Raw genomic sequence first — 26,429 nt, 5'->3', positions numbered from 1 at the left:
TCGGCACCGCCGCCGGTGACCCCGCACTCGTGGAAGGAGCCGCGCCATGGCCCTGGATCCGCAGTTGCTCGAGATCCTCGCCTGCCCGGACACGCACCACGCCCCGCTGACCTACGACGCGGAGGCGCAGACGTTGACCTGCACGGAGTGCGGCCGGATCTTCGAGGTCCGCGACGACGTGCCGGTGCTGCTGCTCGACGAGGCGCGCGGCGGCCCCGGACAGCAGTCATGATCGACGGTACGGCTGGGGTCAGTGGGCGTCGCGACGCCGACGAGGCCCTGCTCGACAACCCGGACGCGCTGGCCGAGCACGACCCGGGCGGCATGCTGCGGCACACCGCGTCGGCCGGCGCCCAGGTGCGGGAGAGCGCGGCGTTGGCCGCCGAGGCGAACCTCGCGGTGCTCGCCGACGACGGGCGTCCCCGGGCCGTGGTGATCGCCGGCATCGGCACCGCCGGGCGTACCGGTGACGTGCTGGCCACTGTCGCCGGGCCGCGCTGCCCGGTCCCGATCATCGGGCACCGCAGCGCGGGCGTACCCGGTTGGGTGGGCGCCGCCGACGTGGTGATCGCGGTGAGCGCGTCCGGTCGGAGCCCGGAGGCGTTGGGCGCCGCCGAGGCCGCGCACCGTCGCGGCGCCCGGCTGGTCGCCGTGGGCGCACCGGACTCGCAGCTGCAGTCGGTGGCCGAGCGGGCCCGCGCGCCGTTCATCCCGGTGCCGCGACGCGCGCCGGCCCGGGCCAGTCTCTGGGCGCTCACCGTGCCGGTCCTGCTCGCCGCGCGTTCGCTCGGGTTGGTGAAGGTCAACGAGGCGGACCTGGCGGAAACGGCGGCCCGGCTCGACGCGGACGCCGACCGCTGCCGCTCCGCCGCCGAGTCGTTCGTCAACCCCGCCAAGTCGCTGGCGCTGGGCCTGGCCGGCTCGATCCCGATCGTGTGGGGCTCGTCCCCGCTGGCCACCGTGGCGGCCCGCCGCTTCGGCGACACCCTGTCCGCCAACGCCCGCTACCCGGTGGTCACCGGGGCGCTCGGCGAGGCCGGGCGGGGCCGGGTCGGGCTGCTGGACGGCGTCTTCGGCGGCCTGGCCGAGGGGGAGCGGGACATCTTCGCCGACCCGGCGGAGGACGACGGCGAAGGCACCCGGCTGCGGCTGGTCCTGCTGCGCGACGGCGGCCTCAACGCCGAGGACGACACGGATGAGCCGCTCGCCGTCGAGGAGCGCCGCGCGGACGCGGTGCAGACCCTCGCGGAGCGCCGTGGTGTGCGCTGCGACGTGGTGACCGCCGAGGGTGGTTCGGCTCTGGAGCGGCTGGCCTCGCTGATCGCCGTCCCGGATTTCGCCTCGATCTATCTTGCACTGGCACACGGATTGGACCCGATGGCCGTCCCGGCCATCACCGAGATGAAGGAGCTGTCGAACCAGTGAACGAACGCAGGCGGCGGCGCGTCACGTACGTCACCACGACGCGAAGCGGAGTGGCGGCGTGAGCGCGAACGGCGGGACGAAGGCGATCGTCGCCGCCCTGCTGGCCAACATCGGCATCGCCGTCACCAAGTTCATCGCGTTCCTGCTCTCCGGGTCCTCGTCGATGCTGGCCGAGGCGGTCCACTCGGTCGCCGACTCCGGCAACCAGGGTCTGCTGCTGCTCGGTGGGAAGCGGGCGAAGCGCGCGGCCACCCCGGAACACCCGTTCGGGTACGGCCGGGAGCGCTACATCTACGCGTTCATCGTGTCGATCGTGCTGTTCAGCATCGGCGGCCTGTTCGCCCTCTACGAGGCGTACCACAAGTGGTCGCACGCGGAGGGCATCACCGAGTGGCAGTGGCTCCCGGTGGTGGTGCTGCTGGCGGCGATCGCCATGGAGTCGGTCTCCTTCCGGACGGCGATCAAGGAGTCGAACCAGATCCGGGGCAACCAGTCCTGGGTGCGTTTCATCCGACGGGCAAAGGCGCCGGAACTGCCGGTGGTGCTCCTGGAGGACTTCGGCGCGCTTATCGGTCTGGTCTTCGCGCTCTTCGGCGTCGGCATGACGCTGATCACCGGCAACGGCAGGTGGGACGCCGCCGGCACCGCGATGATCGGCATCCTGCTGGTGCTCATCGCCATCGTGCTGGCCATCGAGACCAAGAGCCTGCTGCTCGGTGAGGGTGCCGAGCAGCAGGACCTGACCGCCATCGAACGGGCCATCACCGAAGGCCCCGAGGTGGAGCGGATCATCCACATGAAGACGCTCTACCTGGGCCCGGAAGAGCTGATGGTGGCCGCGAAGATCGGCGTGCCGGCCTACGAGAGCGCCCAGGAGCTGGCCCGCGGCATCAACGCCGTGGAGGCGCGGATCCGTACGGCCGTGCCGATCGCCCGGGTGATCTACCTGGAGCCGGACATCTACAGCGCCGCGGCCGCGGCAGCCGGCACGGGCGCCGCCGCCGACACCGCCGTACCGCAGCCCGAGGACGTGTCGGGCGAGGCGGTCGGGCGGTCCGGGGGCTGAGACGGTGGAACCGCTGTACGGACCGATCCGGGACTACGCCTGGGGGTCCCGCTCAGCCATCGCCATGTTGCAGGGTCGGCCGGTGCCCAGCGCCGGCCCGGAGGCGGAGCTGTGGCTGGGCGCCCACCCGGGCGCCCCGGCCAGTGTGGAGCGCGCCGGCCTGCGGGTGAGCCTCTGTGATCTGGTGCGCGACGAGCCGGGGCAGTGGCTGGGCCAGCGGGTGGCCGACCGGTTCGGCACCCGGTTGCCCTTCCTGCTCAAGGTGCTCGCCGCCGACGCGCCGCTGAGCCTGCAGGCCCACCCGGACGCCGAGCAGGCCCGGGCGGGTTTCGCGGCGGAGGCGGGCCGCCCCGCGGCCGAGCGCAACTACTCCGACCCGCACCACAAGCCGGAGTTGCTGGTCGCGCTCACGCCGTTCGAGGCGCTGTGCGGTTTTCGGGATCCGGCGGAGTCGGCCGAGGCGCTCGCCGCGTTCGGCGTACCGGCGTTGGGGCCGGTGGTCGACGCACTGCGGGCCGGTCCGGCGGGGCTGCGCACGGCGGTGCGGACACTGCTCGGCTGGCCGGTCGCCGAGCGCGACGGGCTGCTGCGGGCCGCAGTGGCGTCGTCGGCCGACGGGCCGGACGCGGACCTGGCCCGCCGGCTGGCGGTCGCCTATCCGGCCGACCCGGGCGTGCTGGTGGCGCTGCTGCTGCACCACCTGTGGCTGGAGCCGGGGGAGGCGATCTGGATGCCCGCGGGCAACCTGCACGCGTACCTGAGCGGCTGCGGCGTGGAGATCATGGCGGCCAGCGACAACGTGCTGCGCGGCGGCTTCACCCCGAAGCGGGTGGACGTCGACGAGCTGCTGCGGGTGCTGCGTTTCGAGGTCCTCGACGATCCGGTACGCGCCGCGCAGTCGGTCGCCCCGGGCGTGGACTGCTGGCCGGTGCCTGTGGACGACTTCGCGCTGCACCGGGTGCGGGTCGGCGCGGCCGTGCCGGAGGTCATCCTGGCGTTGCCCGGCCCCCGGGTGGTGCTCTGCGGTGCGGGCTCGGTCACTGTCGACGACGGGGCGGGCGCGCTGACGCTGGCCTCCGGCCAGGCGGCGATCGGCACCGCGGCCGGCGGGCCGCTGCGGATCAGCGGTGACGGTGAGGCGTACGTGGCGACGTCGGGGCTGCGCTGAGCCCGACACAAGTCCGACTTTCCCGGAATAGCTTGACTCGCCCCTGGCTGAGTGTGACTCTATGAGTACGCAGCGTTATCGCGACGACGGTCCGGCAACGTGCGGGGAACCAAACCGGGGGGATGCACGGGGCGGGCGGAAGTGGGCAGCAGGTCTGTCCACCACCGACCGCCCCGTGCGCTGTCCGCAGCCCGTCCCCCGTCACCCGTCGCCGGCGCGCGTAAGGTGGAGGATCGGCGCAGACATCGTTCGACAGGAGCTTTCATGACCAGCACCCTCCCGGCGGCCGCCAGCGGTACGCCGTCCGAGGCCCGGCCGAGCACGCTCGCCGAGGGCGACTTCAAGGTGGCGGATCTGTCGCTCGCCGAGTTCGGGCGCAAGGAGATCCAGCTCGCCGAACACGAGATGCCCGGCCTGATGGCGATCCGGCGGGAGTTCGCCGAAGCGCAGCCGCTCGCCGGCGCGCGGATCACCGGGTCGCTGCACATGACCATCCAGACCGCCGTCCTGATCGAGACGCTGGTCGCCCTCGGCGCGCAGGTCCGCTGGGCGTCCTGCAACATCTTCTCCACCCAGGACCACGCCGCCGCCGCGATCGTCGTCGGCCCGAACGGCACCCCCGACGCTCCCGCCGGCGTCCCGGTGTACGCCTGGAAGGGCGAGACCCTTCCGGAGTACTGGTGGTGCACCGAGCAGGTGCTCGCCTGGCCGGACGGGCAGGGCCCGAACATGATCCTCGACGACGGCGGCGACGCCACCCTGCTGGTCCACAAGGGCGCCGAGTTCGAGAAGGCCGGCGTCGTGCCGCCGGTCGAGTCCGCCGACTCCGAGGAGTACGCGGTCATCCTCGAACTGCTGCACCGCTCGCTCGCCGAGGACGGCCAGCGCTGGACCCGGATCTCCGCCGGCATCAAGGGCGTCACCGAGGAGACCACCACCGGCGTGCACCGCCTCTACGAGATGCACCGCGCCGGCACGCTGCTCTTCCCGGCCATCAACGTCAACGACTCGGTGACCAAGAGCAAGTTCGACAATAAGTACGGCTGCCGCCACTCCCTGATCGACGGCATCAACCGGGCCACCGACGTGCTGATCGGCGGCAAGATGGCAGTCGTGATGGGCTACGGCGACGTGGGCAAGGGCTGCGCCGAGTCGCTGCGCGGCCAGGGCGCCCGGGTCGTGGTGACCGAGGTCGACCCGATCTGCGCGTTGCAGGCCGCGATGGACGGTTACCAGGTCGCCACCCTGGACGACGTGGTCGAGCAGGCCGACATCTTCATCACCGCCACGGGCTGCTTCGACGTCATCACCAACGAGCACATGGCCCGGATGAAGCACCAGGCCATCGTCGGCAACATCGGTCACTTCGACAACGAGATCGACATGGCCGGCCTGGCCAAGCGCTCCGACGTCGAGCGGATCAACATCAAGCCGCAGGTCGACCTGTGGCGCTTCGCCGACGGGCACGCCATCATCGTGCTGTCCGAGGGGCGTCTGCTGAACCTGGGCAACGCGACCGGGCACCCGAGCTTCGTCATGTCGAACTCGTTCGCCAACCAGACGATCGCCCAGATCGAGCTGTTCACCAAGACCGAGGAGTACCCAGTCGGCGTCTACGTGCTGCCCAAGCACCTGGACGAGAAGGTGGCCCGCCTGCACCTGGGCGCGCTCGGCGCCAAGCTGAGCACGCTCACCAAGGAGCAGGCCGCCTACCTGGGCGTCTCGCAGGAGGGTCCGTTCAAGCCGGACCACTACCGCTACTGATCGACATCTCTCCGAACCGGGTCGGCTGCTCGCAGCCGACCCGGTTCGTCGTTCCCGCCCCGCCCCCACCCCGCCCCCGCCCTGTCCCGTCGCGTCCCGCCCTGCCCCGCGATCTTGCAGTTTCGGTCGGGGATTTGCGGCTCTCGCCCCGCTATGTCGCGACAGAAAGTGCAAGATCGCGGGGGACTGTGGGCGGGGAGACAGCAACTTCGGGGATGTTGCTGTCTCCCGCGCGTCTGACGCAGCGACATCCCTGAAACTGTGACGATCTTGGGCGCGGGGCGCGGGGCGCGGGGCGCGGGGCGCGGGGCGCGGGGCGCGGGGCGCGGGGCGCGGGGCGCGGGGCGCGGGGTCAGCCGCGGCGGGTGGGGCGGAACCACGTCCAGGCGCACCAGGCCAGCCAGCCCAGGGACACGACGGTGGCCAGTGCCCGCAGGCGCAGTGCGCTGAGCAGCAGCACCACGGCGAGCACCGCCAACCACGGCAGGAAAGCCTTCACGGCAGGGATCCTCCCACGCTCGGACGGTTTCCGGTTCGTGGTGGGCCGTCGGAGACCAGGTCACAGCGAGAGTGAGCTTGTCATGAACGACTTGACGAGGTCCCGGAACTGGAGGAAGGTATGGCTGCCCTAAGTTAGCTGAGGCGTGCCTAACGAACACGGAGCCAGGATGTTCGCCACCTACCTGATCGGCCTGCGGGAGGGCCTGGAAGCGACCCTGGTGGTCAGCATCCTGGTCGCCTTCCTGGTGAAGTCGCAGCGCCGGGACCGGTTGCCGCAGGTGTGGGCGGGCGTTGGCCTCGCCGTGGCGCTGTCCGTGCTCTTCGGCTGGCTCATCGAGTACACCTCGACCTCGCTGCTGTCCCGCTCCGAGGACCGCGAGCTGTTCGAGGCGATCACCTCCGTCGCGGCCGTGGTGTTCGTCACCTGGATGATTTTCTGGATGCGCAAGGCGGCCCGCACCATCGCGGGCGAGCTGCGCGGCAGGCTCACCGAGGCGCTGGCCGTCGGGTCGCTCGCCGTCGCCGGCATGGCCTTCCTCGCGGTGATCCGCGAGGGCCTCGAAACCGCCCTGATCTTCTACTCCGCCGCCCAGGGCGCGGCCGGCGACAGTGGGCCGCTGCTCGCGCTGATCGGCGGCATCGTCACCGCCGTGGTGCTCGGCGTGCTGCTGTACGCCAGCGCCCTGCGGATCAACCTCAGCAAGTTCTTCACCTGGACCGGCGCCCTGTTGATCCTGGTCGCCGCCGGCATCCTCAAGTACGGCGTGCACGACTTCCAGGAGGCCGGTGTCCTGCCCGGCCTCAACGACCTGGCCTTCGACATCACCGGCGCGCTCGACCCGAGCACCTGGTACGCGGCGCTGCTGGCCGGGATGTTCAACGTGACCCCGGCGCCCACCGTGCTCGAGACGATCGCCTGGATCGGGTACGCCGTGCCCGTCCTGGTGCTCTTCCTGCGCCCGGCCCGGCGTACGCCAGCACCGGCCGCGGCCACCGCGGCGTCGGCTGCGCCCGCGGCGTCGGCACCCGCCGCGGCTTCGGCGCCCGCCGTCGCCACGTCGACGGCCGGGTCGACGTCTCCGGACGAAACGACCACCACCACCGTCACCGAGCGCGGGGCCGACACCGGCGCCGAGGCCGAGGCCGATGCGGCATCCGCGCCGCAGCGTGCCTGACCCCCACGAGGAGAGACAGCTCAGATGCGTACCACCCGATTCTTCGCGCTGGCCGCTGCCGGCGTGCTGGCGACGGCCGGCGTCGCCGCGTGCTCCGATTCCAAGAAGGATGACGCGGGCGCGGCAGGTGGCGCGATCGTGGTCAAGGCCACCGACACCGCCTGCGAGGTCGGCACTACCGACCTCGGTGCCGGGACCGCCACCTTCAAGATCACCAACTCGGGCGCGAAGGTCACCGAGTTCTACGTGTACGCCTCCGGCGACCGGGTGATGGGCGAGGTGGAGAACATCGCCCCGGGCCTGAGCCGCGAGCTGCACGTCGAGTTGCCGGCGGGCACGTACGAGACGGCCTGCAAGCCGGGGATGAGCGGCAAGGGCATCCGGGGCGCGCTCAAGGTCAGCGGGTCGGCGCAGCCGCTGACCGCCGACGCCGCCCTGGCCGGGGCCACCGACAACTACCAGCGCTACGTCAAGAGCCAGACCGCCGCGCTGCTGGAGAAGACCGAGGAGTTCGTCGCCGCTGTGAAGGCCGGCGACGTGGCGAAGGCCAAGTCGCTCTACCCGGTCGCGCGCACCTACTGGGAGCGGATCGAGCCGGTGGCCGAGATCTTCGGCGACCTCGACCCCAAGATCGACGGCCGCGAGGAGGTCATCGAGGAGGGCATGGAGTTCACCGGCTTCCACCGGATCGAGAAGGACCTCTGGCAGTCCGGCGACATCAGCAAGGACGGCCCGATCGCGGACCGGCTGCTGGTCGACGTCAAGGAGATCGTGGCCAAGGCCAACGCCGAGAAGCTCTCCCCGCTCCAGCTCGCGAACGGCGCGAAGGAGCTGCTCGACGAGGTCGCCAGCGGCAAGATCACCGGCGAGGAGGACCGCTACTCGCACACCGACCTGTGGGACTTTGCCGCCAACCTCGAAGGTTCCAAGGCGGCGCTGTCCGCCCTCCGGCCCGCGCTGGAGCAGCGCTCGCCGGAGCTGGTCAAGCAGCTCGACACCGAGTTCGCGAACGTCGAGGCGCAGCTCGGCAAGCACCGCGACGGCGACGGGTGGAAGCTGCACACCGCGTTGAGCAAGGCTGAGCTCAAGGAGCTCTCCGACGGCATCAACGCGCTCGCCGAGCCGATCAGCAAGGTTGCCGCAGTCGTCGCCAAGTGACCGGACAGCAGGGGGAGTCGAGTCGATGAGCGTACGCAGGTTGACCCGCCGGCGGGCTATCACGCTCGCCGGCGCCGGGGTGGCCGGAGTCGCCGGGGTGGCCGCCGGTGCGGGCGCGCTCGTCGGCGACTCCCGCGGCCCGGCCTCGGCCAGCGACCACCCGGCGGGTGCGGTGCCGTTCTTCGGCGAGCACCAGGCGGGCATCGTCACTCCGGCCCAGGACCGGCTGCACTTCGTCGCCTTCGACGTCATCACCAAGGACCGGGCCCGCCTGGTCTCGATGCTCGAGGAGTGGTCGGCCGCCGCCGCGAGGATGACGGCCGGCCGTGACGCCGGTGTGCTCGGCGCGGTCGGTGGCATGCCGGAGGCCCCGCCGGACGACACCGGCGAGGCGCTCGGCCTCCCGCCGTCGCAGCTCACCCTGACCATCGGCTTCGGCCCGACGCTGTTCCGCGACGCCGACGGACGGGACCGCTTCGGCATCGCCGACCGCCGTCCCGCCGCCCTGGCCGAGCTGCCCAAGTTCCCCGGCGACGCGTTGCAGGCCCCGATCTCCGGCGGTGACCTGTGCGTGCAGGCGTGCGCCAACGACCCCCAGGTGGCGGTGCACGCGATCCGCAACCTGGCGCGGATCGGCATGGGGGTGGTCAGCGTCCGCTGGTCGCAGCTCGGCTTCGGCCGTACGTCGTCGACGTCCCGCGACCAGGCGACCGCCCGCAACCTGTTCGGTTTCAAGGACGGCACGGCCAACCTCAAGGCCGAGGAGACCGACAGGCTCCGCGACCAGCTGTGGGTGCAGCCGGGGGACGGGCCGGACTGGATGACCGGCGGGTCGTACCTGGTGACCCGCAAGATCCGGATGCTCGTGGAGACCTGGGACCGGACTTCCCTGGCCGAGCAGGAGGAGATCGTCGGTCGCACCAAGGGCAGCGGCGCCCCGCTCGGGCGCAGCAAGGAGTTCGACGAGCCGGACTTCGCGGCACGCGGTGACGACGGCAAGCCGCTGATCCCCGAGCACGCCCACGTCGCCCTGGCCCACCCGAGCAGGAACAACGGCGCGCACCTGCTGCGGCGGGGCTACAACTTCGTCGACGGCTCGGACGGTCTCGGCCGGCTCGACGCCGGCCTCTTCTTCATCGCCTACCAGCGGGATCCACGCCGGCAGTTCGTGCCGATCCAGACCCAGTTGGCCCGCCACGACGTGATGAACGAATATCTGCGGCACGTCTCCAGCGGCCTGTTCGCCTGCCCGCCCGGAGTACGCGACGGTGGGGACCACTGGGGCCGCGCGCTCTTCGGCTGAGCGCCGGACGGCGACCCGTCGTCTCCGATCGTGACAGCGCGGCCGGCCGGGGCTACGGTGGCGCCGGACGGCGCCGAGGGGGGATCATGGTGGCAGCCGGCCCCGGGTCCGATCCCTGTGCTGGCCCCCGCACCACGTGGCGCCGCCGCCGCGGGTCGCGGGCGACTGGTTCTGCCGGCGGCACCATCCGTACCGGGTGACGCCGGTCCCACCGAACTGAACGGGGATGCAATATTAATCCCATGAGAGCCCGGGTACTGGTGGTCGACGACGACCCCGCACTCGCCGAGATGCTCGGCATCGTGCTGCGCAATGAGGGTTTCCTGCCCTCGTTCGTGGCCGATGGCGAGCGGGCGTTGGCAGCGTTCCGTGACAGTCGACCGGACATCGTCCTGCTCGACCTCATGTTGCCCGGTATGAGTGGTATCGACGTGGCACGGTCGATCCGTGCCGAGTCCGGCGTGCCGATCGTCATGCTGACCGCCAAGAGCGACACCGTGGACGTCGTCCTGGGCCTGGAGTCCGGCGCCGACGACTACGTGGTCAAGCCGTTCAAGCCCAAGGAGCTGGTGGCCCGGATGCGGGCCCGGTTGCGCCGTGGCGAGGACGTGGCCCCGGAGATGCTGACGATCGGGCCGCCCGGCAACCAGATCACCATCGACGTGCCGGCACACACCGTGAGCCGTAACGACGAGGAGGTGAAGCTGACGCCGTTGGAGTTCGACCTGCTGGTCGCGCTCGCCCGCAAGCCGCGTCAGGTCTTCACCCGTGAGGTGCTGCTGGAGCAGGTCTGGGGCTATCGGCACGCGGCCGACACCCGACTGGTCAACGTGCACGTGCAGCGGCTGCGCGCCAAGATCGAACCAGATCCGGAGCGGCCGGAAATCATCCTCACCGTGCGGGGCGTGGGCTACAAGGCGGGCACCGGATAGCCTGGTCACACTGTGTCAACCTCGCCGCCCCCGCACCCTCAGAGCACGCCTGCCCGCCGGCTCGACGCCGGCCGGGACCTGTGGCGTGCCCTCAGTGGCCGGGTCGCACGGCTGGTGGCCCGGGCGCACCAGACCTGGCGTCGCTCGCTCCAGGTCCGGGTGGTGACCATCACGCTGGTCGCCTCAAGCCTGCTGGTGGGCGGTTTCGCGTACCTGATCGCTGACAAGATCACGACGATCCTGCTCGACAACGCCCGCAGCGACGTCCAGTTGCGGGTCAAGGGCGGCGCGGGCTACGCGGCCAAGCAGGTCTCCCTCTACGGTCAGCCGCAGGAGGCGCAGCTTCAGGAGACCATCGAGGGCACGGTCAACTACCTGGCCGGCGGCGACCCGCAGCAGACCAGTGGTGTGGTGGTGGCGATCACCGCCGCCGACTACCCGACCATGATCCAGACCCGCACCGCGCCGGCGGCCAACGTCCAGCCCCTGATCAGCAAGGAGCTGCGGGCCGCGGTCGCCAGCGGCAAGGTGGCCAGCCAGATCCAGACCGGTCGACTCACCGGCGAAACGACGAAGTACCTGGTCTACGGCTCGCCGGTGCCGACCCGCTTCGGGCAGATCGAGCTCTACTACCTGGTGCCGCTGACCCGGCAGGACGCCACCGCGGCGGACGCCCGAGCCACGGTCGTCGCCACCGGGATCGCCCTGGTGGTCCTGCTGGGTCTGCTCGCCGCCCTGGTCACCCGCCTGGTGGTCAACCCGGTCCGCGTCGCCGCGCGTACCGCCCAGCGGCTCTCCGCCGGCCTGCTCGACCAGCGGATGGTGGTCAACGGCGAGGACGATCTCGCACTTTTGGCCGCCTCGTTCAACCAGATGGCGACCAACCTGCAACGGCAGATCCTGCGTCTGGAGGAGATGTCCCGGTTGCAGCGCCGGTTCACCTCCGACGTGTCGCACGAGCTGCGGACCCCGCTGACCACGGTCCGGATGGCCGCCGACCTGATCTTCGCCGAGCGCGACGAGTTTGACCCGGCGGTGGCTCGCAGCGCCGAACTGCTCCAGGCCGAGCTGGACCGTTTCGAGGAGCTGCTCACCGACCTGTTGGAGATCAGCCGGTTCGACGCGGGCTTCGCCATGCTGGACGCCGAGCCGACCGACCTGGTGCCGGTGGTGCACCGGGTCGTCGACCGGTTGGCCGGCCTGGCCGAGCGGGTGGGCGTGGAGATCGAGCTGGACCTGCCGACCACGCCGGTGATCGCCGAGGTCGACCCCCGCCGGGTCGAGCGGGTGCTGCGCAACCTGGTCGGCAACGCCGTCGAGCACGGCGAGGCCCGCCCGGTGCTGATCACCCTCGGCATCGACGACACCGCCGTGGCGATCACGGTTCGCGACCACGGCGTGGGGCTGAAGGTGGGTGAGGAGAAGCTGGTGTTCAACCGGTTCTGGCGGGCGGATCCGTCCCGGGCCCGGCAGACCGGCGGCACCGGGCTGGGTCTGTCGATCAGCCTTGAGGACGCCCGCCTGCACGGTGGTTGGCTGGAAGCCTGGGGAGCGCCCGGGCAGGGCGCCCAGTTCCGGCTCACCCTGCCGGCCCGCGCCGGTGACCGGCTCACCACGTCGCCGCTGCGGCTGGTGCCCGCCGACGCGGCGCTGCCGTTCGGCGGCCCCCGCGACGGCGGCCCGCTGGCCATCGGGCCGGGCGCCGGTGGAGCGCTGGCGATCGGCCCCGCGTCGACGGGGGACGGCCAGCGGGCGGAGGTGCGCTCGTGAGGGCTCGACCACTTTTGGGCGCCTTCGGCGCGGCGCTGCTGCTCAGCGCGGGCTGCGGCATCCCGGCGTCGTCCGACGTGCGGGTGGACGGCAAGGCCGGCACGGCGACCGAGGCCGGGTCGAGCATCGGCCGGAGCAGCGAACCACCATCGCGTACGGCCAGCGGCAGCGACAACGAGGCGTTCGTGCGGAACTTCCTGTCCGCCGCCGCCGGCGAACCGGATCGGGCGTACGAGCGGGTGAAGGCGTTCATCGCTCCGGAGCACAAGCCCCGCCTGCAGGACAAGAAGGGCAGCGAGGTCGCGCTGACCGTGGTGCGGCTGGGCGAGACCGTCTTCACCTTCAACAGCGACTCCACCACCACGGTCAAGATCACGGTGCAGCAGATCGGCGTGCTGCGGACCAACGGCACCCTGGCACCGCCGGTGGCGACCGAGACCGAGTACGAGTTCCGGCTGCGCAGCGCCTCCCTCGGCGGGGCCGACAACGACGAGCGCGCCGGTCAGTACGTCCTCGACCCGCCGAACGTGCTGCTGCTCAGTGACGTCGCCCTTCAGCAGTACTACCAGGACGAGTCGATCTACTTCTGGAGCTCCGACCGCACGCGGCTGGTGCCCGACCAGCGTTACCTGCCGTTCGCGGTGCCGGACGAGCGCCGGGTCAACGAGGTGGTGCGTTGGCTGGTCGGCGGCCCCTCCGACTGGCTGCGGCCGGGCGTCGTCGGCCTGCCCGACGGCACCGAGCTGATCAACAACGCCACCGGCGCGAACAACCGCTGGGAGGTCAACCTGGACATGTCCGGCGACGACCAGAGCCGGGTCGACCAGGTGATCACGCAGCTCGCCTGGTCACTGGGGGACCTGCCGGGCGAGTTGGAGCTGAAGATCCGCAACAACTCGCAGCCGGTCCAGGATCTCAACGAGCGCCGGCTGGCCCAGCCGCTCTACCCGGTTCGGGAGGGCCCGCAGCGGTTCGGGGTCTACGAGGGCGCGATCCGCCCGCTGGACTTCGTCGGTGAGCCCAGCGGCGTGGTGCCCCTGGCGGCCGAGGTCAACCGCAACATCGTGTCCGCCGGCCTCGCGCGGGGCACCAGCCGGATCCTCGCCGCGATGGTGGTGACCAGCGGCAAGGACCGGCAGCGACTCGCGGTGGGCGTCGGCGCGGACGCGGTGACCGCGCTCAACCGCAGCGGCACGGAGTACGCCTCGATCAGCCGCCCGGTGTGGCTGCGTACCGTCGACTCCCGGCCGGCGCAGGGGCTGGTGGTGGCAGATGGCCGCCTGTACCGCTTCGACGAGGCCGCCCGCATGTCGGAGGTGCCGCTGAACCTGCCTTCGCCGCAGGTCACCGCGGTCGCCGCCGCGCTGGACGGTCAGCGGGTCGCGTTGATCGCTGGCGGGCGGCTCTACGTCGCGGCGATCACCCTCGACGGCGCCGGGAGCGGGATGTCGGTCGGCCCGCCCCGGGCCCTGGTCACCTCGTTGACCGGCCTGACCGCGGTGGACTGGATCGGCGAGGATCGGCTGGTGGTGGCCGGGTCGGCCGGCCAGCCGGCGATCTACGAGATCAGCGTGGACGGCGCTCTGGAGACCCCGCTGCGCACCGACGTGGGCGCGAAGGTCAACCACCTGACGGCGTACCCCACCAACCGCAGCGTGCGCGTTCCCACCGGGTCGTACATGTACGAGGCGAACAAGGTGGCGTACCGCAGCAGCCCGTTCGAACGGATCGAGCCGGGAAGTGTGCGCGACGTCCCCGCGCCGCCGGCCGGGGTCCGGCCGAGCAACCCGTCCGCCCCGTTCTTCCTCTACTGACGCCGTGCGCGGCCTCTGGGCGGACCTCGCCGACCTGGTCCTGCCCGCGGACTGCGCCGGCTGCCGGGAGCGTCACGCCGTCCTGCGGCAGGGCTTCTGCCCCGCCTGCGTGACGGCGCTGGGCGTGCTGCGTCCCCGGACGGTCCGCCCCACGCCCGCCCCACCGGGGCTGCCGCCCTGCGTCGCCCTCGGCCCGTACGCCGGCCCGCTGCGGGAGGCCCTGCTGGCGTACAAGGAGCACGGCCGGCACGGTCTGGCCCGCCCGTTGGGCGCGCTGCTGGCCGAGGTGGTCGTCGCGGCGGTCGGCGGAGTCCGCCCGGTGGAGCTGGTGCCCGTGCCGGACACCGCCGCGGCGGCCCGGACCCGCTACGGCGACCACCTGGACCGGTTGGCCCGGCACTGCGCGAGCCGGCTGCGCCGGGGCGGCTGGCCGGCGCGGGTGAGCCGTCCGCTGCGCGCGCTGCCCCGCCCGGACTCGGTGACGCTGGACAGCGCGGGCCGCGCCGCGGCGGCCGAGGCGGCGTTCCGACCCCGGTCCGGCGCCTCGGACGGGCCTCGCCGGGCGGTCGGCGCCCCGGTCGTCGTGCTGCTCGACGACATCGTCACCACGGGCGTGACCCTGGCCGCGGCGACCCGGGTGCTGACCGCGAGCGGACGGCCACCCGGTGTCGCCGCGGTGCTCGCCGCGACCGAGAAAAGACACCAGTTGTAACCGACAGTGTTTCCGTTTCACCCGTTGGTGTATGAGGTGCGAAAAATCCTGGGCGGTCTTGGCAACATGGGGTGACTGCCGAGCGAACAGGAGTTAGCGTTTCGCTGTCAGGGGTAGGAGGTCGTTCCATCCCGCCCCCGGCGGTGAGAGGAGGCGTAGCCGTACTGACCGGTCGACGCCAGCGGGTCTCCCCACGGCGCGCGACCGGGAAACCGGATCGAAGACGTCCGAACAAGGGAGGTCACGTGGACATCGTGGTCAAGGGCCGCAACGTCGAAGTGCCGGACCATTACCGGGTACACGTAGCCGAGAAACTCGCAAAGGTCGAACGCTACGACCACAAGATTATCCGTATCGATGTCGAGCTGTTTCACGAGCGCAATCCGCGCCAGGCCGACCACTGCCAGCGGGTGGAGATCACCTGCGTTTCCCGGGGCCCCGTGATTCGGGCCGAGGCCTGCACGAACGATTTCTACAGCGCGCTCGACGCCGCCATCGCGAAGCTCGACACCCGGCTACGTCGTGCGGCGGACCGCCGCCGCGTACACCGTGGTCGGCACGCGCCGATCTCCGTCGCCGCCGCCACCGCCGACCTGCCGGTCACGGATCTGGTGGCCGCCCCGCTGTCCGCGCCGGGCGCTGGCGCACGCGCCGGCACCGCCGTCGCCGAGCGGGTCGAGGAGGACCACGACCAGCCGTGGCACATCGCCCGGGAGAAGGTGCACCCGGCGGAGCCGATGACGATCGACGACGCCCTGTTCCAGATGGAGCTGGTCGGCCACGACTTCTACCTGTTCCAGGACAAGGAGACGGGCCGCCCCAGCGTCGTCTACCGACGCCACGCCTACGACTACGGCATCATCTCGCTCGACACCTGAGCCGGGCCTGACCCGCGTCGAGCACGGGGTTGTGGCGGGCGACCGCCGCAACCCCGTGTCTCGTCAGCGCCTGTCAGCCGGCAGCAGGGCGAACGTCAGGTCGTCGAGGCGGGCACCCGCCAGGCCGGGCAGACGACCGCGTTGCAGGGCCTCGCGCTGGAAGCCGACCCGCTCCAGCACGCGGTGCGAGGCGGTGTTCTCCGGCACGGTGCCGGCGGTCAGGCGGGCGATACCCGCCGGGCCGAACGCCCACTGCGCGAGCAGCCGCACCGCCCGGGTGGCGTAGCCGTGCCCCCGCCACCGCGGGAGCAGCGCGTAGCCGATCGACGCCTCACCACTTGTCACTTCGGTGTACGACAGGCCGCAACTGCCCGCCGGCTCGCCGGTGGCCACGTCGACGATCAGCAGTCGGGCGATGTCGCCGGTCAGCCATGCGCTCTCCGCCAGCCGGCAGCGCCGCTCGATCGACTCGTGCGTCGGTGGCACCGGCGGGGCCTGGTTGGCGACGACCTCGGGCCGGCTGTGCAACCCGTACATCATCTCCGCGTCGTCCGGCGCGAGGCGGCGCAGCGCCACCACCTGATCGGTGAGCATCCCGTCGGGCAGGTCGGGCAGCAGCCGGGGGGTCGGGCCGGGCGGATCGTCGGCGAGGCGTACCCAGGTCAGCAGATCGTGCCGGCCGCCGTCCCGGCGCTGCCCGGCCGACCGACGCAGGCCCTCGTACCGGAAGCCGGCGGCCAGCGCGACCCGCTGGCTGGCCGCGTTCTCCAACTCGGTGAGCAGCTCCAGCCGGAGCGTCCCGGTGCCGAAGGCGTGTTCGCTCAACGCGCGGGTCGCGGCCGTGGCCACCCCGCGCCCCCGCGCCGCCGGCCGCAGCCAGTAGCCGATCTCCGCCTGACTCCGGCCCGGTACCGGGTTGCTCAGTCCGGCCCCGCCGAGCAGCCGGTCGGTGGCCGGGTCCGCGATGGCGTACGCGGCGCCGCCGCCGGCCCAGACCGCCGGTGCGCCGGCCTCGACCCACCAGTGGGCGTCGATTTCGGTGTACGGGGACGGCATGCTGGACACGAACCGTTGGCTGAGCGGGTCGGCGCACCCCTCGACCAGGTCCGCGATGTCGCCGGCCCGAAACGGCCGGAGCCGCACCCCGTGCGCCTCGACGACCGGCACCGCCCCGGTCATGCCAGATCTCCGGCGAGCAGCGCGGCCACCCAGGCGTCGACCCGCTCACCCCGGTGCTGGACGCCGCCCCGGGCGGTCCCCTCGAACGTGAACCCCGCCTTCTCGGCGGCCCGCCGGGAGGACGTGTTGCCCACGTTCGCCTTCCATTCGATCCGGGCCAGTCCCAGCGTGGTGAAACCCCAGGCGCTCAGCGCGATCAGGGCGGCCGGCAGGTGACCCCGCCCGCGGGCCGCCGGGGCGGTCATGAAGCCCACGTCCGCGAGCAGCGGGTCGGCGGGGGAGAGCCGCAGGTCCAGGGTGCCGACGTACCTGTCGTCCGGGTCGGCGACCACGAAGCAGGCGGAGTTCCCCCGGGCCCAGGCGTCCTGGGCGTAGCCCCGGTACCCCTGGGCGTCGGAGCGGTCGTACGGGTCCGGAACCGTTGTCCACCGGATCGTCTCCGGGTCGCGGCAGGTCTGCACGATGGCGTCCAGATCGCGCTCCTCCATCGGTCGCAGCCGCAGCTCACCGGTCGCCGAGGTGGCGAACAGGGTCGGCTGTGGGCGGCCGAAGACGGCGGCCCGGCGAGCGACCAGGGTGCCGGGGCCGGCCGGCCCGGTCGATCCGGGTTCGGGCACCTCGCCGGGCAGCAGCGAGCCGATCCAGGTGTCCGCGCCGTTGTGCGGTTCCGTCTCGGCCGACCGGACCCGGCCGTCGATGCGGAACCCGGCCCGCAGGGCGACCAGCCGCGAGGCGTGGTTGCCCACCTCGGCCTGCCAGAGCAGCCGGCGCAGCCCCAGCTTCTCGAAGGACCAGCGGGCGACCGCCCGGGCGGCCCGGACGGTCACGCCCCGACCGCGCGCCCACGGTGCCGTCCAGTAGCCGATCTCACCGGTGCCGGCACGGTCGACGGAGATCAGCCCGCACGAGCCGAGCAGCTCGCCGGTGGCCGCGTCGCAGACCGCGAACGGCGCCCCGGTGCCGTCCGCCCAGGCCCGACCGCTCAGCTCCGTGACGAAACTGTGGGCATGTTCGCGAAGGTATGGGCGCGGTACGGTGGTCCAACGCTGAATGTCCCGATCCTGGCAGGCGCGGTGTACGCCGTCGGCGTCCGCCTCCCGCCAGGGTCGCAGCAGCACGCCGTCCTCGACGATCTCCACAGGCTCCACCCGTGCATCGTGCCGGAACGTTCGCCGAAGGCGTAACCGGATAACGTCCCGGGCGCATCCCGTGCGCGAATTATGTCGGGTTCGGCGAGGTGGACCGCCGCCACCAGTGACCATCGCGCCGATGGAGCGCCTACGATGGTTCGAGACTGTCTAGGGGAGCGTTGATCCGTGTCGATTCTGGAAAAGGTCCTTAATGCGGGCGAGGGCCGCATGGTGCGCCGGCTCAAGGCCATCGCCGCCGCCGTCAGCTCGATCGAGGACGACTACGTCAACCTCACCGACGAGGAACTGCGCGGCATGACCGAGCAGTTCCGGGAGCGGCTCGCCGACGGTGAGACCCTCGACGACCTGCTGCCGGAGGCGTTCGCGGTGGCCCGCGAGGCGGCCGCCCGGGTGCTCGGCCAGCGGCCGTACGACGTCCAGGTGATGGGTGGCGCCGCGCTGCACTTCGGCAACATCGCCGAGATGAAGACCGGTGAGGGCAAGACGCTGACCTCGGTCATGGCCGTCTACCTCAACGCGCTCTCCGGCGACGGCGTGCACGTGGTCACCGTCAACGACTACCTCGCCCAGCGTGACGCGGCCTGGATGGGTCGCGTGCACGAGTTCCTCGGGTTGACCGTCGGCGTGGTGCTGCCCAACCGGCCGGCCAGTGAGCACAAGGCCGCCTACGAGTGCGACATCACGTACGGCACCAACAACGAGTTCGGCTTCGACTACCTGCGCGACAACATGGCCTGGTCCAAGGACGAGCTGGTGCAGCGCGGGCACAACTTCGCGGTGGTCGACGAGGTCGACTCCATCCTGATCGACGAGGCGCGCACCCCGCTGATCATCTCCGGCCCGGCCGAGCACTCCGCCCGCTGGTACGGCGAGTTCGCCGGCGTCGTGGCCCGGCTCCAGCCCGGCACGGACGGCGAGGGCGACTACGAGGTCGACCACTCCAAGCGCACCATCGCGGTCACCGAGCGCGGCGTCGCCAAGGTCGAGGACCGGCTCGGCATCGACAACCTGTACGAGTCGGTGAACACCCCGCTGGTCGGCTACCTCAACAACGCCATCAAGGCCAAGGAGCTCTACAAGCGCGACAAGGACTACATCGTCAGCGACGGTGAGGTCCTGATCGTCGACGAGTTCACCGGTCGCATCCTGCACGGCCGTCGCTACAACGAGGGCATGCACCAGGCGATCGAGGCCAAGGAGGGGGTGGAGATCAAGCAGGAGAACCAGACCCTGGCCACCATCACCCTCCAGAACTACTTCCGCCTCTACAACAAGCTGTCCGGGATGACCGGTACGGCGCAGACCGAGGCGAGCGAGTTCAACAAGGTCTACAAGGTCGGCGTCGTGAGCATTCCGACGCACCGCCCGATGGTCCGCGAGGACCGGCCGGACGTCATCTACAAGACCGAGAAGGCCAAGTTCAACGCCGTCATCGAGGACATCGCCGAGCGGCACCAGATGGGCCAGCCGGTGCTGGTCGGCACCGTCTCGGTGGAAAACTCGGAGATCCTCTCCCAGCTGCTGCGCCGCCGGGGCATCCCGCACAACGTGCTGAACGCCAAGTTCCACGCCCGGGAGGCCGAGATCGTCGCCCAGGCCGGGCGTAAGGGCGCGGTCACCGTGGCCACCAACATGGCCGGCCGCGGCACCGACATCCTGCTCGGCGGCAACCCCGAGTTCCTCGCGGCCAACGAGCTGCGCCAGCGCGGTCTCGACCCGCTGGAGAACGAGGAGGACTACGCCAAGGCGATGGAGGAGGTCCTGCCCACCTGGAAGCAGGCCTGCGACGCCGAGGCGGACGAGGTCGCCGCCGCCGGTGGCCTGTACGTGCTGGGCACCGAGCGGCACGAGTCCCGGCGGATCGACAACCAGCTGCGCGGTCGCGCCGGCCGGCAGGGCGACCCGGGCGAGTCCCGCTTCTACCTGTCGCTGCAGGACGAGCTGATGCGACGCTTCCGGGCCGGCGCGGTCGAGGCGGTGATGGAGCGCTTCAACATCCCGGAGGACGTGCCCATCGAGTCGAAGATGGTCACCCGCCAGATCAAGAGCGCCCAGGCCCAGATCGAGGGTCAGAACGCCGAGATCCGCAAGAACGTTCTGAAGTACGACGAGGTGCTCAACAAGCAGCGCCAGGTCGTCTACGCCGAGCGGCTGCGGGTGCTCAACGGCGAGGACCTCTCCGACCAGGTCCGCAACATGATCGACGACACCGTCGAGGCGTACGTGCGGGGTGCCACCTCCGAGGGTTACGGCGAGGACTGGGATCTTGAGCAGCTCTGGTCCAGCCTCAAGCAGCTCTACCCGGTCGGCGTGACGATCGAGGAGCTGGAGGAGGAGGCCGGTGGTTCCCGGGCCGGCATGGACGCCGACTTCCTGGTCGCCCGCCTCAAGGAGGACGCGAACGCCGCGTACGACCGCCGCGAGGAGCAGCTCGGCACCGAGGGGGTGCGCCAGCTCGAGCGGATGGTGCTGCTCCAGGTGATCGACCGCAAGTGGCGCGAGCACCTCTACGAGATGGACTACCTCCAGGAGGGCATCAACCTCCGGGCGTACGCCCAGCGCGACCCGGTGGTGGAGTACCAGCGCGAGGGCTTCGACATGTTCGCCACCATGATGGAGGGCATCAAGGAGGAGACCGTCGGCTTCCTCTACAACGTGGACGTCCAGGTCACCGAGCCCGAGCCGGCAGCCGACTCGGAAGAGGTCACGCTGCTCGACAAGCCGGTGGAGATCCGGGCCAAGGGCCTCAACCGCTCGCCGCAGCGGCAGGGCCTGCAGTATTCGGCTCCGACCATCGACGGTGAAGCCAGCCCCGGCGCCGTCAGCGTCGAGCAGGAGCAGCAGCAGGCGCCGGCGCTCGGTGTGGGCCGGCCGGCCCAGGGCATGCCCGCAGCCCCCGGGCAGAGCGCACCGTCCGCCCCGCAGCGGCCGGCCTCCGGGCTGCGTGGCCCGACGCTGCCGTCCGCCGGCTCCCGACGTCCGGTCCCCAACCAGGCCGATGCCGGCAACGGCCCGTCCCGCAACGCGCCGTGCCCGTGTGGCTCGGGCCGCAAGTACAAGCGCTGCCACGGCGCCCCCAACGGCGGCAACTGACCCACAGCGCGTCCCGATGGGCCCTGGCCGACGAGGCCGGGGCCCATCGGCGTCTCCACCCGGCGCATCCCCGGGCCACGTCCCCTCCGACGCCCACGGCCGGGTGACGGCCGATCATCTCGGGTTCCTGGAAGTCGGGGCGTCGGCGCCAGGTTGATACGGCGCTTTCCTGGAAGTCGAGTCGATCAACGCAGAGCCTGGGCCTGCGGCACGCCGCGTGGCCCCCCCGGGGGGCGGCGGTGGCGGCGTGGGCGGGCCCCTGGCGGGTTGTCAGAGGACGTGCAGGGCCGTGCACAACCAGCGGCCTCGGCGGTGTTCCAGGCGTACCGCCATGGCCCAGCTCCGGCCACCGGCACCGCTCACCACGGCAGCCGCTTCCACAGCGGCTTCCCGGGGCTCACACACCCGCAGTCGGAGCAGCCGCAGGGCCGGCCGCGTTGCGCGACGGCGAACCGGCCCGGCCCGGCCGGTCGCGCGGGCGAGTTCGGTGAGCAGTTCGACGGCCCGGCCCGGGTCGAGCAGGGGGCGCACCTGGGCCGGCGAGCGGTAGCCGTTGACCACCTCCAGGCACGTGCCGACGAAGCGGTGTGCGGCGCGGGTCGCCTCGGGGGCGCTCGCCGGTGGGAGCGGCGCACCCGGGTGGCTGGCCGGCCGGGACGGCGTCCGGCGTGGGGCCGCGCGGCGCTCCGCCGGCCGGACCGGATCCGGTCGTGTCGAGGCGAACAGGTCGAGGGCGAGTTGGCCGTGGGTCGGCCCCGGCCAGTACGTCTCGTCGGGGTACGGCGGATCGATGGGCGGGACGGGGCGCAGGCGCACAGGTGGCCGGGAGGGACCGGGTCGCCGCTCACTCATCGCTGCTCCCTTTGATCTTGCGTTTGCCTTCGTTTGCCTCCGACTGACTCGATTGTGCGCGACACAACGGCCTCGGTCAATGCCCGCGACGGTGGGCGTGCCGCCCCTGGGAATGATCGACTCGGTGTCGCCGACATCGCGGTGTCCCGGCAGGCCGGACCGCCCCATCCCGGCGATACGGAGCCGATCACGCGGGCCGTGAGCAGGGCGGAAGCGGGCCGGAAGCGGGGCGGAACGTGGCACGCGGCCACCCGGGCCTACTCCGGGTCGCGGTCGATCAGGGGGTTACCGCGTACCCAGTCGGCGGTTTCGGCGTACTTCTGCGCGATGTACTCCTCCAGCCGGGCGCGCTCGACCCGCCACTGACCGCGTCCGCCGATCTTGATCGCCGGCAGCTCCCCGCTGCGGACCATGTGGTAGACCTGCGAGTCCGACACGTTCAGCTCGGTGGCCACGTCGGAGAGCAGCAGGAACCTCGGCTCCACGGAAACTCCCGGGGTTGACGTCGTTTGCCTCAGTTTGCCATCGGCAGGGCTCACCGCCCAGCATCCACCCGGCCCGGCGGCGGACCAACCAGAGCCCGGACACACCGGCGGGAAACTTCCACCGGCCGGAGGCGGGGTGTATGACGGTCACGGCGTGCGGCATGATCTGCGCCCGTGCCGGCTGCCGCCGGCACAGGACCGAGCGGGGAGACGACCGGTGACCGACGAGCTTGTCCGGGTGTACGTGCCGGCGACCGTACCCATGCTGGCCCGCCTGCGCGAGCAGGGGCTGACCGCCGACCGGGCGCACGCGGTGACACCCGCGCTGCGCGAGTGGTACGCCGAGGGCGACGAGGAGGAGTTGGAGTACGTCGCGTTCACCCGGGCTGCCCAGGACGCGCTGCACCTGCTCCGGGCCGATCCCGCCGCGCCCCGCCGCCGCGTGGTCGTCTCGGTCGACGTGCCGCCCGCCGCGCTCGGCCGTGGCGATGGTGAGCTGGGGTCCAGCATGGTGACGTTGGCCGACACCGTGCCGGTGGGAGCCGTCGCGGCGATCCACGTGGACGGCGCGGACGCCGTCGAGGAGGTCGCCGCCGCGGCCGACGTGGTGGCCGAGGCCGCTGCCGGCGACCCCGACGCCCAGTTCACCGTCGACGGGGCCGAGGATCACGAGCTGGAGTGGTACGACGTGACTGAGCTGGACCTGCTGCTGCGCGCCACCGACTGAGCCGGCAGCGGTCAGCGGGCCGGGTCGGCCCTGGCCGGGTCGACGTCGTCGTGAGCGGTCGTGTCCGCCTCGTCGTCGGCGTCGGTGCCGGCGTTGGTCTCGTTCGCGACTGCCGGCTGCGTGGCACCGGCACCGTCGGCCAGGGCGGGGTCGTCGTCGGTGTGCGAAGGGCCGAGCGTGCGGCCGAACGCGATGAGCGCGGTCAGCGCCCCCACGAAGACCATCCAGATGCCGTTGTCCACCCGCGAGGTGCCCAGCGAGGTCTGGGCCACCGCGTCCGCCTCGCTGAGCGCGCTGGCGAGGTCCAGCAGTGACCGGCCGCCGATCCGGATGATCACCTCGGCGAGCAGCAGGAGCAGGCCCGGCCCGGCGCCGGCGAGCAGGTAGGCCGGCCAGCGCAGCGCGGGCGTCAGCGGATCGCGCCGCAGGGCTCGCCGCCGTGCCCAGGTGAGGTAGCCGAAGGCGAGCAGCCCGGCCAGGAGGCCGGCGATGAGCGACTCGGTGCGCGACACCCACTTGGCGGCGTCGACAAGCGACTGCTGGGTGTCGCCCGCGCCGAACAGGTCGAACAGCGGGTCCCGGGCACGACTGAACGCCACCACGAAGACCAGCGCGCCCAGCGCGGCGGTCACCACCGCACCGACCGCCGGGGCGGTTCGCGCGCCGGCGATCGCCCCGCCGATGATCGCGGCGGCCGCCGTCGTCCCGGCGATCACGTTGGTGGTCGAGGTGTCGAAGTAGGTCAGGTTGATCGCCAGCGCGGCGGCCAGCCCGACGAGCATCCCCGCGCCGATCGCACCGACGAAACGCAGGGTCGCTCCGTCGCCGTACCGGCGCGACAGCAGGTTGCCGAAGGCCAGCGCGGTCGCCGCGCCGGCCACCAGCGCCGCCGAGATCACACCGGGCAGAGCGAACGCGGAGAGGCTGATCGCGGTGATGCCCGCCGCCGCCGAGGTGATGGCCTGACGGGTCGACCAGAGCATGGCGGCCAGCCAGCCGAGCGCCAGCAGCGCGAGCACTGCCGCGCCGGGCGCGGACACCGGTCGGCCGCCGGGGGTGGCCGCGTCGACCGCCGGCTGGTCCGACTCCGCGGCTGGGACGCGGCCGGGCTGCTTGGTCATCGTCTCCCCTTCGAGGCGCCAGGTCACCGACCATTCAGGGTACGCGGGCCGCCGCGACCCCCTCTGAACGAGCCACACCTCATGGGTACGCGCCAGCGACGTACCCCCGAAGGAACCGCAACGGGCCCACGGTCCGCGACCAACGTCGGGGCTGGGGCGAGCGTCCCCGGCGCAGGGATCAAGCCTGACCGCCCGGAGCCGGGGACGCTCGCCCCAGCCCCACCACGACGCCCGATATGGCACGACGCCCAGTAAGGAGAGAAAGGGCAGCCGGTCCTGAGCAACCGGGAGGTGGTGGAGGCGAGTCGAGCACCCCCGCATGAAACAATCGTGGGAGGTCCCGCCGCTGCTCGGCCCTCCCGCGCGGCGTCCGGTGTCCGGCCGTCCGGTCGGTGCCCGCGGGTCCGGTTTCGCCACCGCTGTCGAGATCGCCAGGAGCCTTGATGGATGCCGTGTTCTCCGTTCCCGAGCCGCGCAACGAGCCGGTTCGCAACTACGAGCCGGGCAGCGGAGACCGGGACCGGCTCCAGCGGCGGCTGACCGAGCTGGCCGCCGAGCGCATCGACCTGCCGATGACCATCGGCGGGGAGCAGCGGATGGCGGTCGGCGACCCGATCAACGTGGTGCAGCCGCACAAGCACGCCCACGTGCTCGGCGTGACCGCGCACGCCACCCACGACGACGCCCGCGCCGCGATCAAGGCGGCCAAGGACGCCGCGCCGATGTGGCGGGCGCTGCCGTTCGAGGAGCGCGCCGCGATCTTCCTGCGCGCCGCCGAACTGCTCGCCGGCCCGTGGCGCGACACTCTCAACGCCGCGACCATGCTCGGCCAGTCGAAGACCGCGATCCAGGCGGAGATCGACGCGGCGTGCGAGTTCATCGACTTCCTGCGGTTCAACGTGCACTTCGCCCGCCGCCTGCTCGAGGAGCAGCCGGCGTCCTCGCCGGGCGTCTGGAACCGCTTCGACCACCGCCCGCTGGAGGGCTTCGTCTACGCGGTCACCCCGTTCAACTTCACTGCCATCGCCGGCAACCTGCCGTCCGCGCCGGCGCTGCTGGGCAACACGGTGATCTGGAAGCCGGGCCCCACGCAGCAGTTCGCGGCGCACTTCACCATGCGGCTGTTCGAGGCCGCCGGCCTGCCGCCCGGCGTGATCAACATGGTCACCGGCCGGGGCGAGGAGGTCTCCGACGTCGTGCTCGCCGACCCGGATCTGGCGGGTATCCACTTCACCGGTTCGACAAAGGTCTTCCAGCAGTTGTGGCGGACCGTCGGCGACAACATCTCCCGCTACCGGGGCTACCCGCGGCTGGTCGGCGAGACCGGTGGCAAGGACTTCGTGGTCGCGCACACCAGCGCCGACGTCGACGCGCTGCACACCGCGCTGATCCGTGGCGCGTACGAGTACCAGGGCCAGAAGTGCTCGGCGGCCTCCCGGGCGTACGTGCCGCGCTCGCTCTGGGAGGGGGGCCTGCGGGACCGCCTGGCCGCCACCGCCGACTCGCTGACCTACGGCGACGTGGCCGACTTCGGCAACTTCGGTGGCGCGGTGATCGACGACAAGGCGTTCGCCCGGCACACCGCGGCGCTGGAGCTGATCGGCGGTGACGACAGCTGCCGGGTGCTCGCCGGCGGCACGGCCGACGACTCGGTCGGATACTTCGTCCGGCCGACGCTCTTCGAGTGCTCCGACGCCGCGCACGAGACGTTCACCACCGAGTACTTCGGGCCGATCCTGGGCGTGCACGTGTTCGACGACGCGCGCTTCGACGAGGTGGTCACGCAGGCCGAGTCGATCGCCCCGTACGCGCTGACGGGGTCGGTGTTCGCCACCGACCGCCGGGTGATCGACGCGGTCGGCGAGCGCATGCGGTACGCGGCCGGCAACTTCTACATCAACGACAAGCCGACCGGCGCGGTGGTCGGGCAGCAGCCGTTCGGCGGCGCCCGGGCCAGCGGCACCAACGACAAGGCGGGCTCCTGGCTCAACCTGGTTCGCTGGGTGTCGCCGCGGACGATCAAGGAGACCTTCGTGCCGCCGACCGACCACACGTACCCCCACATGGGCTGACCTGCGGCGACCCGCCGGCGGCGTGCGCAGCGCCGCCGGCGGTCGGCCGAGGGGCCGCAACCCATCGATAGTCCTCAACGGAC

22 protein-coding genes are annotated in these 26,429 nt (G+C 71.9%); 16 read left to right on the top strand and 6 right to left on the bottom strand.

Annotated features, from left to right (window positions below; all coding sequences use genetic code 11):
- The first annotated feature begins 46 nt into the window (after window positions 1–46).
- The 5 genes from ACLQ27_RS17550 (at window position 47) to ahcY (ending at window position 5,423) form a co-directional block, all read left to right on the top strand.
- Entirely contained in the window at window positions 47–232 is a 186-nt protein-coding gene (locus ACLQ27_RS17550; RefSeq protein ID WP_007455824.1) for a Trm112 family protein, read from the top strand.
- The gene (locus ACLQ27_RS17545; protein ID WP_234587712.1) at window positions 229–1,425 is read left to right on the top strand and encodes an SIS domain-containing protein; all 1,197 of its coding nucleotides are present in this window, start codon (window positions 229–231) and stop codon (window positions 1,423–1,425) included. The genes ACLQ27_RS17550 and ACLQ27_RS17545 overlap by 4 nt, the downstream gene beginning before the upstream one ends.
- A gap of 58 nt (window positions 1,426–1,483) precedes the next feature.
- A complete protein-coding gene (locus ACLQ27_RS17540) occupies window positions 1,484–2,491 on the top strand; it encodes a cation diffusion facilitator family transporter (RefSeq protein WP_234587710.1) in 1,008 nt (335 codons plus the stop codon).
- Between the two features lie 4 nt (window positions 2,492–2,495).
- Window positions 2,496–3,659, top strand: a complete 1,164-nt coding sequence (manA, locus tag ACLQ27_RS17535; protein WP_425867638.1) for a mannose-6-phosphate isomerase, class I — start codon at window positions 2,496–2,498, stop codon at window positions 3,657–3,659.
- A 264-nt stretch (window positions 3,660–3,923) separates the two neighbouring features.
- Entirely contained in the window at window positions 3,924–5,423 is a 1,500-nt protein-coding gene (gene ahcY, locus ACLQ27_RS17530; RefSeq protein ID WP_234587706.1) for an adenosylhomocysteinase, read from the top strand.
- Between the two features lie 352 nt (window positions 5,424–5,775).
- Here ahcY and ACLQ27_RS17525 read toward each other — a convergent pair whose 3' ends face one another.
- Complete coding sequence (locus ACLQ27_RS17525; RefSeq protein WP_234587704.1) at window positions 5,776–5,922, bottom strand: hypothetical protein; 147 nt, start codon at window positions 5,920–5,922, stop codon at window positions 5,776–5,778.
- A gap of 169 nt (window positions 5,923–6,091) precedes the next feature.
- Between ACLQ27_RS17525 and efeU the strand changes: the two genes are divergently transcribed.
- The 8 genes from efeU to hpf all read left to right on the top strand — a co-directional run bounded on the left by efeU (window position 6,092) and on the right by hpf (window position 15,666).
- Window positions 6,092–7,099, top strand: coding sequence for an iron uptake transporter permease EfeU (efeU, locus tag ACLQ27_RS17520; RefSeq protein WP_357493799.1), 1,008 nt, complete (start codon window positions 6,092–6,094; stop codon window positions 7,097–7,099).
- A gap of 24 nt (window positions 7,100–7,123) precedes the next feature.
- Window positions 7,124–8,257 (top strand): iron uptake system protein EfeO, encoded by a 1,134-nt coding sequence (gene efeO, locus ACLQ27_RS17515; protein WP_357493801.1) that lies wholly within the window; start codon window positions 7,124–7,126, stop codon window positions 8,255–8,257.
- 25 nt (window positions 8,258–8,282) lie between these two features.
- Complete coding sequence (efeB, locus tag ACLQ27_RS17510; protein ID WP_357493803.1) at window positions 8,283–9,560, top strand: iron uptake transporter deferrochelatase/peroxidase subunit; 1,278 nt, start codon at window positions 8,283–8,285, stop codon at window positions 9,558–9,560.
- A 242-nt stretch (window positions 9,561–9,802) separates the two neighbouring features.
- Window positions 9,803–10,492, top strand: coding sequence for an MtrAB system response regulator MtrA (gene mtrA / locus ACLQ27_RS17505; protein WP_234587699.1), 690 nt, complete (start codon window positions 9,803–9,805; stop codon window positions 10,490–10,492).
- A 12-nt stretch (window positions 10,493–10,504) separates the two neighbouring features.
- On the top strand, window positions 10,505–12,262 hold the full coding sequence (gene mtrB, locus ACLQ27_RS17500; RefSeq protein WP_357493806.1) for an MtrAB system histidine kinase MtrB: 1,758 nt from the start codon (window positions 10,505–10,507) through the stop codon (window positions 12,260–12,262).
- Window positions 12,259–14,076, top strand: coding sequence for an LpqB family beta-propeller domain-containing protein (locus tag ACLQ27_RS17495; RefSeq protein ID WP_425867633.1), 1,818 nt, complete (start codon window positions 12,259–12,261; stop codon window positions 14,074–14,076). The genes mtrB and ACLQ27_RS17495 overlap by 4 nt, the downstream gene beginning before the upstream one ends.
- A 4-nt stretch (window positions 14,077–14,080) precedes the next feature.
- Window positions 14,081–14,788 (top strand): ComF family protein, encoded by a 708-nt coding sequence (locus ACLQ27_RS17490; protein WP_425867631.1) that lies wholly within the window; start codon window positions 14,081–14,083, stop codon window positions 14,786–14,788.
- A 245-nt stretch (window positions 14,789–15,033) separates the two neighbouring features.
- Window positions 15,034–15,666: a ribosome hibernation-promoting factor, HPF/YfiA family gene (gene hpf, locus ACLQ27_RS17485; RefSeq protein ID WP_234583100.1), complete on the top strand. Its 633-nt coding sequence runs from the start codon at window positions 15,034–15,036 to the stop codon at window positions 15,664–15,666.
- A 63-nt stretch (window positions 15,667–15,729) separates the two neighbouring features.
- Here hpf and ACLQ27_RS17480 read toward each other — a convergent pair whose 3' ends face one another.
- Both ACLQ27_RS17480 and ACLQ27_RS17475 read right to left on the bottom strand, forming a co-directional pair.
- A complete protein-coding gene (locus ACLQ27_RS17480) occupies window positions 15,730–16,845 on the bottom strand; it encodes a GNAT family N-acetyltransferase (RefSeq protein ID WP_425867628.1) in 1,116 nt (371 codons plus the stop codon).
- Window positions 16,842–17,993: a GNAT family N-acetyltransferase gene (locus ACLQ27_RS17475; RefSeq protein WP_357493814.1), complete on the bottom strand. Its 1,152-nt coding sequence runs from the start codon at window positions 17,991–17,993 to the stop codon at window positions 16,842–16,844. The genes ACLQ27_RS17480 and ACLQ27_RS17475 overlap by 4 nt, the downstream gene beginning before the upstream one ends.
- Window positions 17,994–18,161: 168 nt before the next feature.
- Here ACLQ27_RS17475 and secA point away from each other — a divergent pair, with 168 nt between their 5' ends.
- The gene (gene secA, locus ACLQ27_RS17470) at window positions 18,162–21,089 is read left to right on the top strand and encodes a preprotein translocase subunit SecA (protein ID WP_357493816.1); all 2,928 of its coding nucleotides are present in this window, start codon (window positions 18,162–18,164) and stop codon (window positions 21,087–21,089) included.
- A 270-nt stretch (window positions 21,090–21,359) separates the two neighbouring features.
- Here secA and ACLQ27_RS17465 read toward each other — a convergent pair whose 3' ends face one another.
- Both ACLQ27_RS17465 and ACLQ27_RS17460 read right to left on the bottom strand, forming a co-directional pair.
- Window positions 21,360–21,941, bottom strand: a complete 582-nt coding sequence (locus tag ACLQ27_RS17465) for an Rv3235 family protein (protein WP_234583096.1) — start codon at window positions 21,939–21,941, stop codon at window positions 21,360–21,362.
- Between the two features lie 257 nt (window positions 21,942–22,198).
- Complete coding sequence (locus tag ACLQ27_RS17460) at window positions 22,199–22,426, bottom strand: helix-turn-helix transcriptional regulator (RefSeq protein WP_234583095.1); 228 nt, start codon at window positions 22,424–22,426, stop codon at window positions 22,199–22,201.
- A gap of 217 nt (window positions 22,427–22,643) precedes the next feature.
- Here ACLQ27_RS17460 and ACLQ27_RS17455 point away from each other — a divergent pair, with 217 nt between their 5' ends.
- Window positions 22,644–23,153 (top strand): DUF6912 family protein, encoded by a 510-nt coding sequence (locus tag ACLQ27_RS17455; protein WP_357493819.1) that lies wholly within the window; start codon window positions 22,644–22,646, stop codon window positions 23,151–23,153.
- An 11-nt stretch (window positions 23,154–23,164) separates the two neighbouring features.
- On the opposite strand, the gene ACLQ27_RS17450 is transcribed toward ACLQ27_RS17455, so the two are convergent.
- Complete coding sequence (locus ACLQ27_RS17450; protein WP_425867624.1) at window positions 23,165–24,274, bottom strand: hypothetical protein; 1,110 nt, start codon at window positions 24,272–24,274, stop codon at window positions 23,165–23,167.
- A 443-nt stretch (window positions 24,275–24,717) separates the two neighbouring features.
- Here ACLQ27_RS17450 and pruA point away from each other — a divergent pair, with 443 nt between their 5' ends.
- Window positions 24,718–26,346, top strand: a complete 1,629-nt coding sequence (pruA, locus tag ACLQ27_RS17445) for an L-glutamate gamma-semialdehyde dehydrogenase (protein WP_425867622.1) — start codon at window positions 24,718–24,720, stop codon at window positions 26,344–26,346.
- Window positions 26,347–26,429: the final 83 nt, after the last annotated feature.

It is taken from the genome of Micromonospora sp. DT63, assembly GCF_049841615.1.
Lineage (GTDB): Bacteria > Actinomycetota > Actinomycetes > Mycobacteriales > Micromonosporaceae > Micromonospora.
Note: the sequence above shows the minus strand (reverse complement) of the source record. Positions and strands in the feature narration are given on the sequence as shown.

Bases quoted from the DNA above. Each gene is read 5' to 3' on its own strand.
- ahcY (WP_234587706.1), top strand. From the start codon at position 3,924: ATGACCAGCACCCTCCCGGCGGCCGCCAGCGGTACGCCGTCCGAGGCC.
- ACLQ27_RS17545 (WP_234587712.1), top strand. From the start codon at position 229: ATGATCGACGGTACGGCTGGGGTCAGTGGGCGTCGCGACGCCGACGAG.
- pruA (WP_425867622.1), top strand. From the start codon at position 24,718: ATGGATGCCGTGTTCTCCGTTCCCGAGCCGCGCAACGAGCCGGTTCGC.
- efeB (WP_357493803.1), top strand. From the start codon at position 8,283: ATGAGCGTACGCAGGTTGACCCGCCGGCGGGCTATCACGCTCGCCGGC.
- efeO (WP_357493801.1), top strand. From the start codon at position 7,124: ATGCGTACCACCCGATTCTTCGCGCTGGCCGCTGCCGGCGTGCTGGCG.
- ACLQ27_RS17480 (WP_425867628.1), bottom strand. From the start codon at position 16,845: ATGACCGGGGCGGTGCCGGTCGTCGAGGCGCACGGGGTGCGGCTCCGG.
- efeU (WP_357493799.1), top strand. From the start codon at position 6,092: ATGTTCGCCACCTACCTGATCGGCCTGCGGGAGGGCCTGGAAGCGACC.
- mtrA (WP_234587699.1), top strand. From the start codon at position 9,803: ATGAGAGCCCGGGTACTGGTGGTCGACGACGACCCCGCACTCGCCGAG.
- ACLQ27_RS17450 (WP_425867624.1), bottom strand. From the start codon at position 24,274: ATGACCAAGCAGCCCGGCCGCGTCCCAGCCGCGGAGTCGGACCAGCCG.
- ACLQ27_RS17550 (WP_007455824.1), top strand. From the start codon at position 47: ATGGCCCTGGATCCGCAGTTGCTCGAGATCCTCGCCTGCCCGGACACG.
- ACLQ27_RS17465 (WP_234583096.1), bottom strand. From the start codon at position 21,941: ATGAGTGAGCGGCGACCCGGTCCCTCCCGGCCACCTGTGCGCCTGCGC.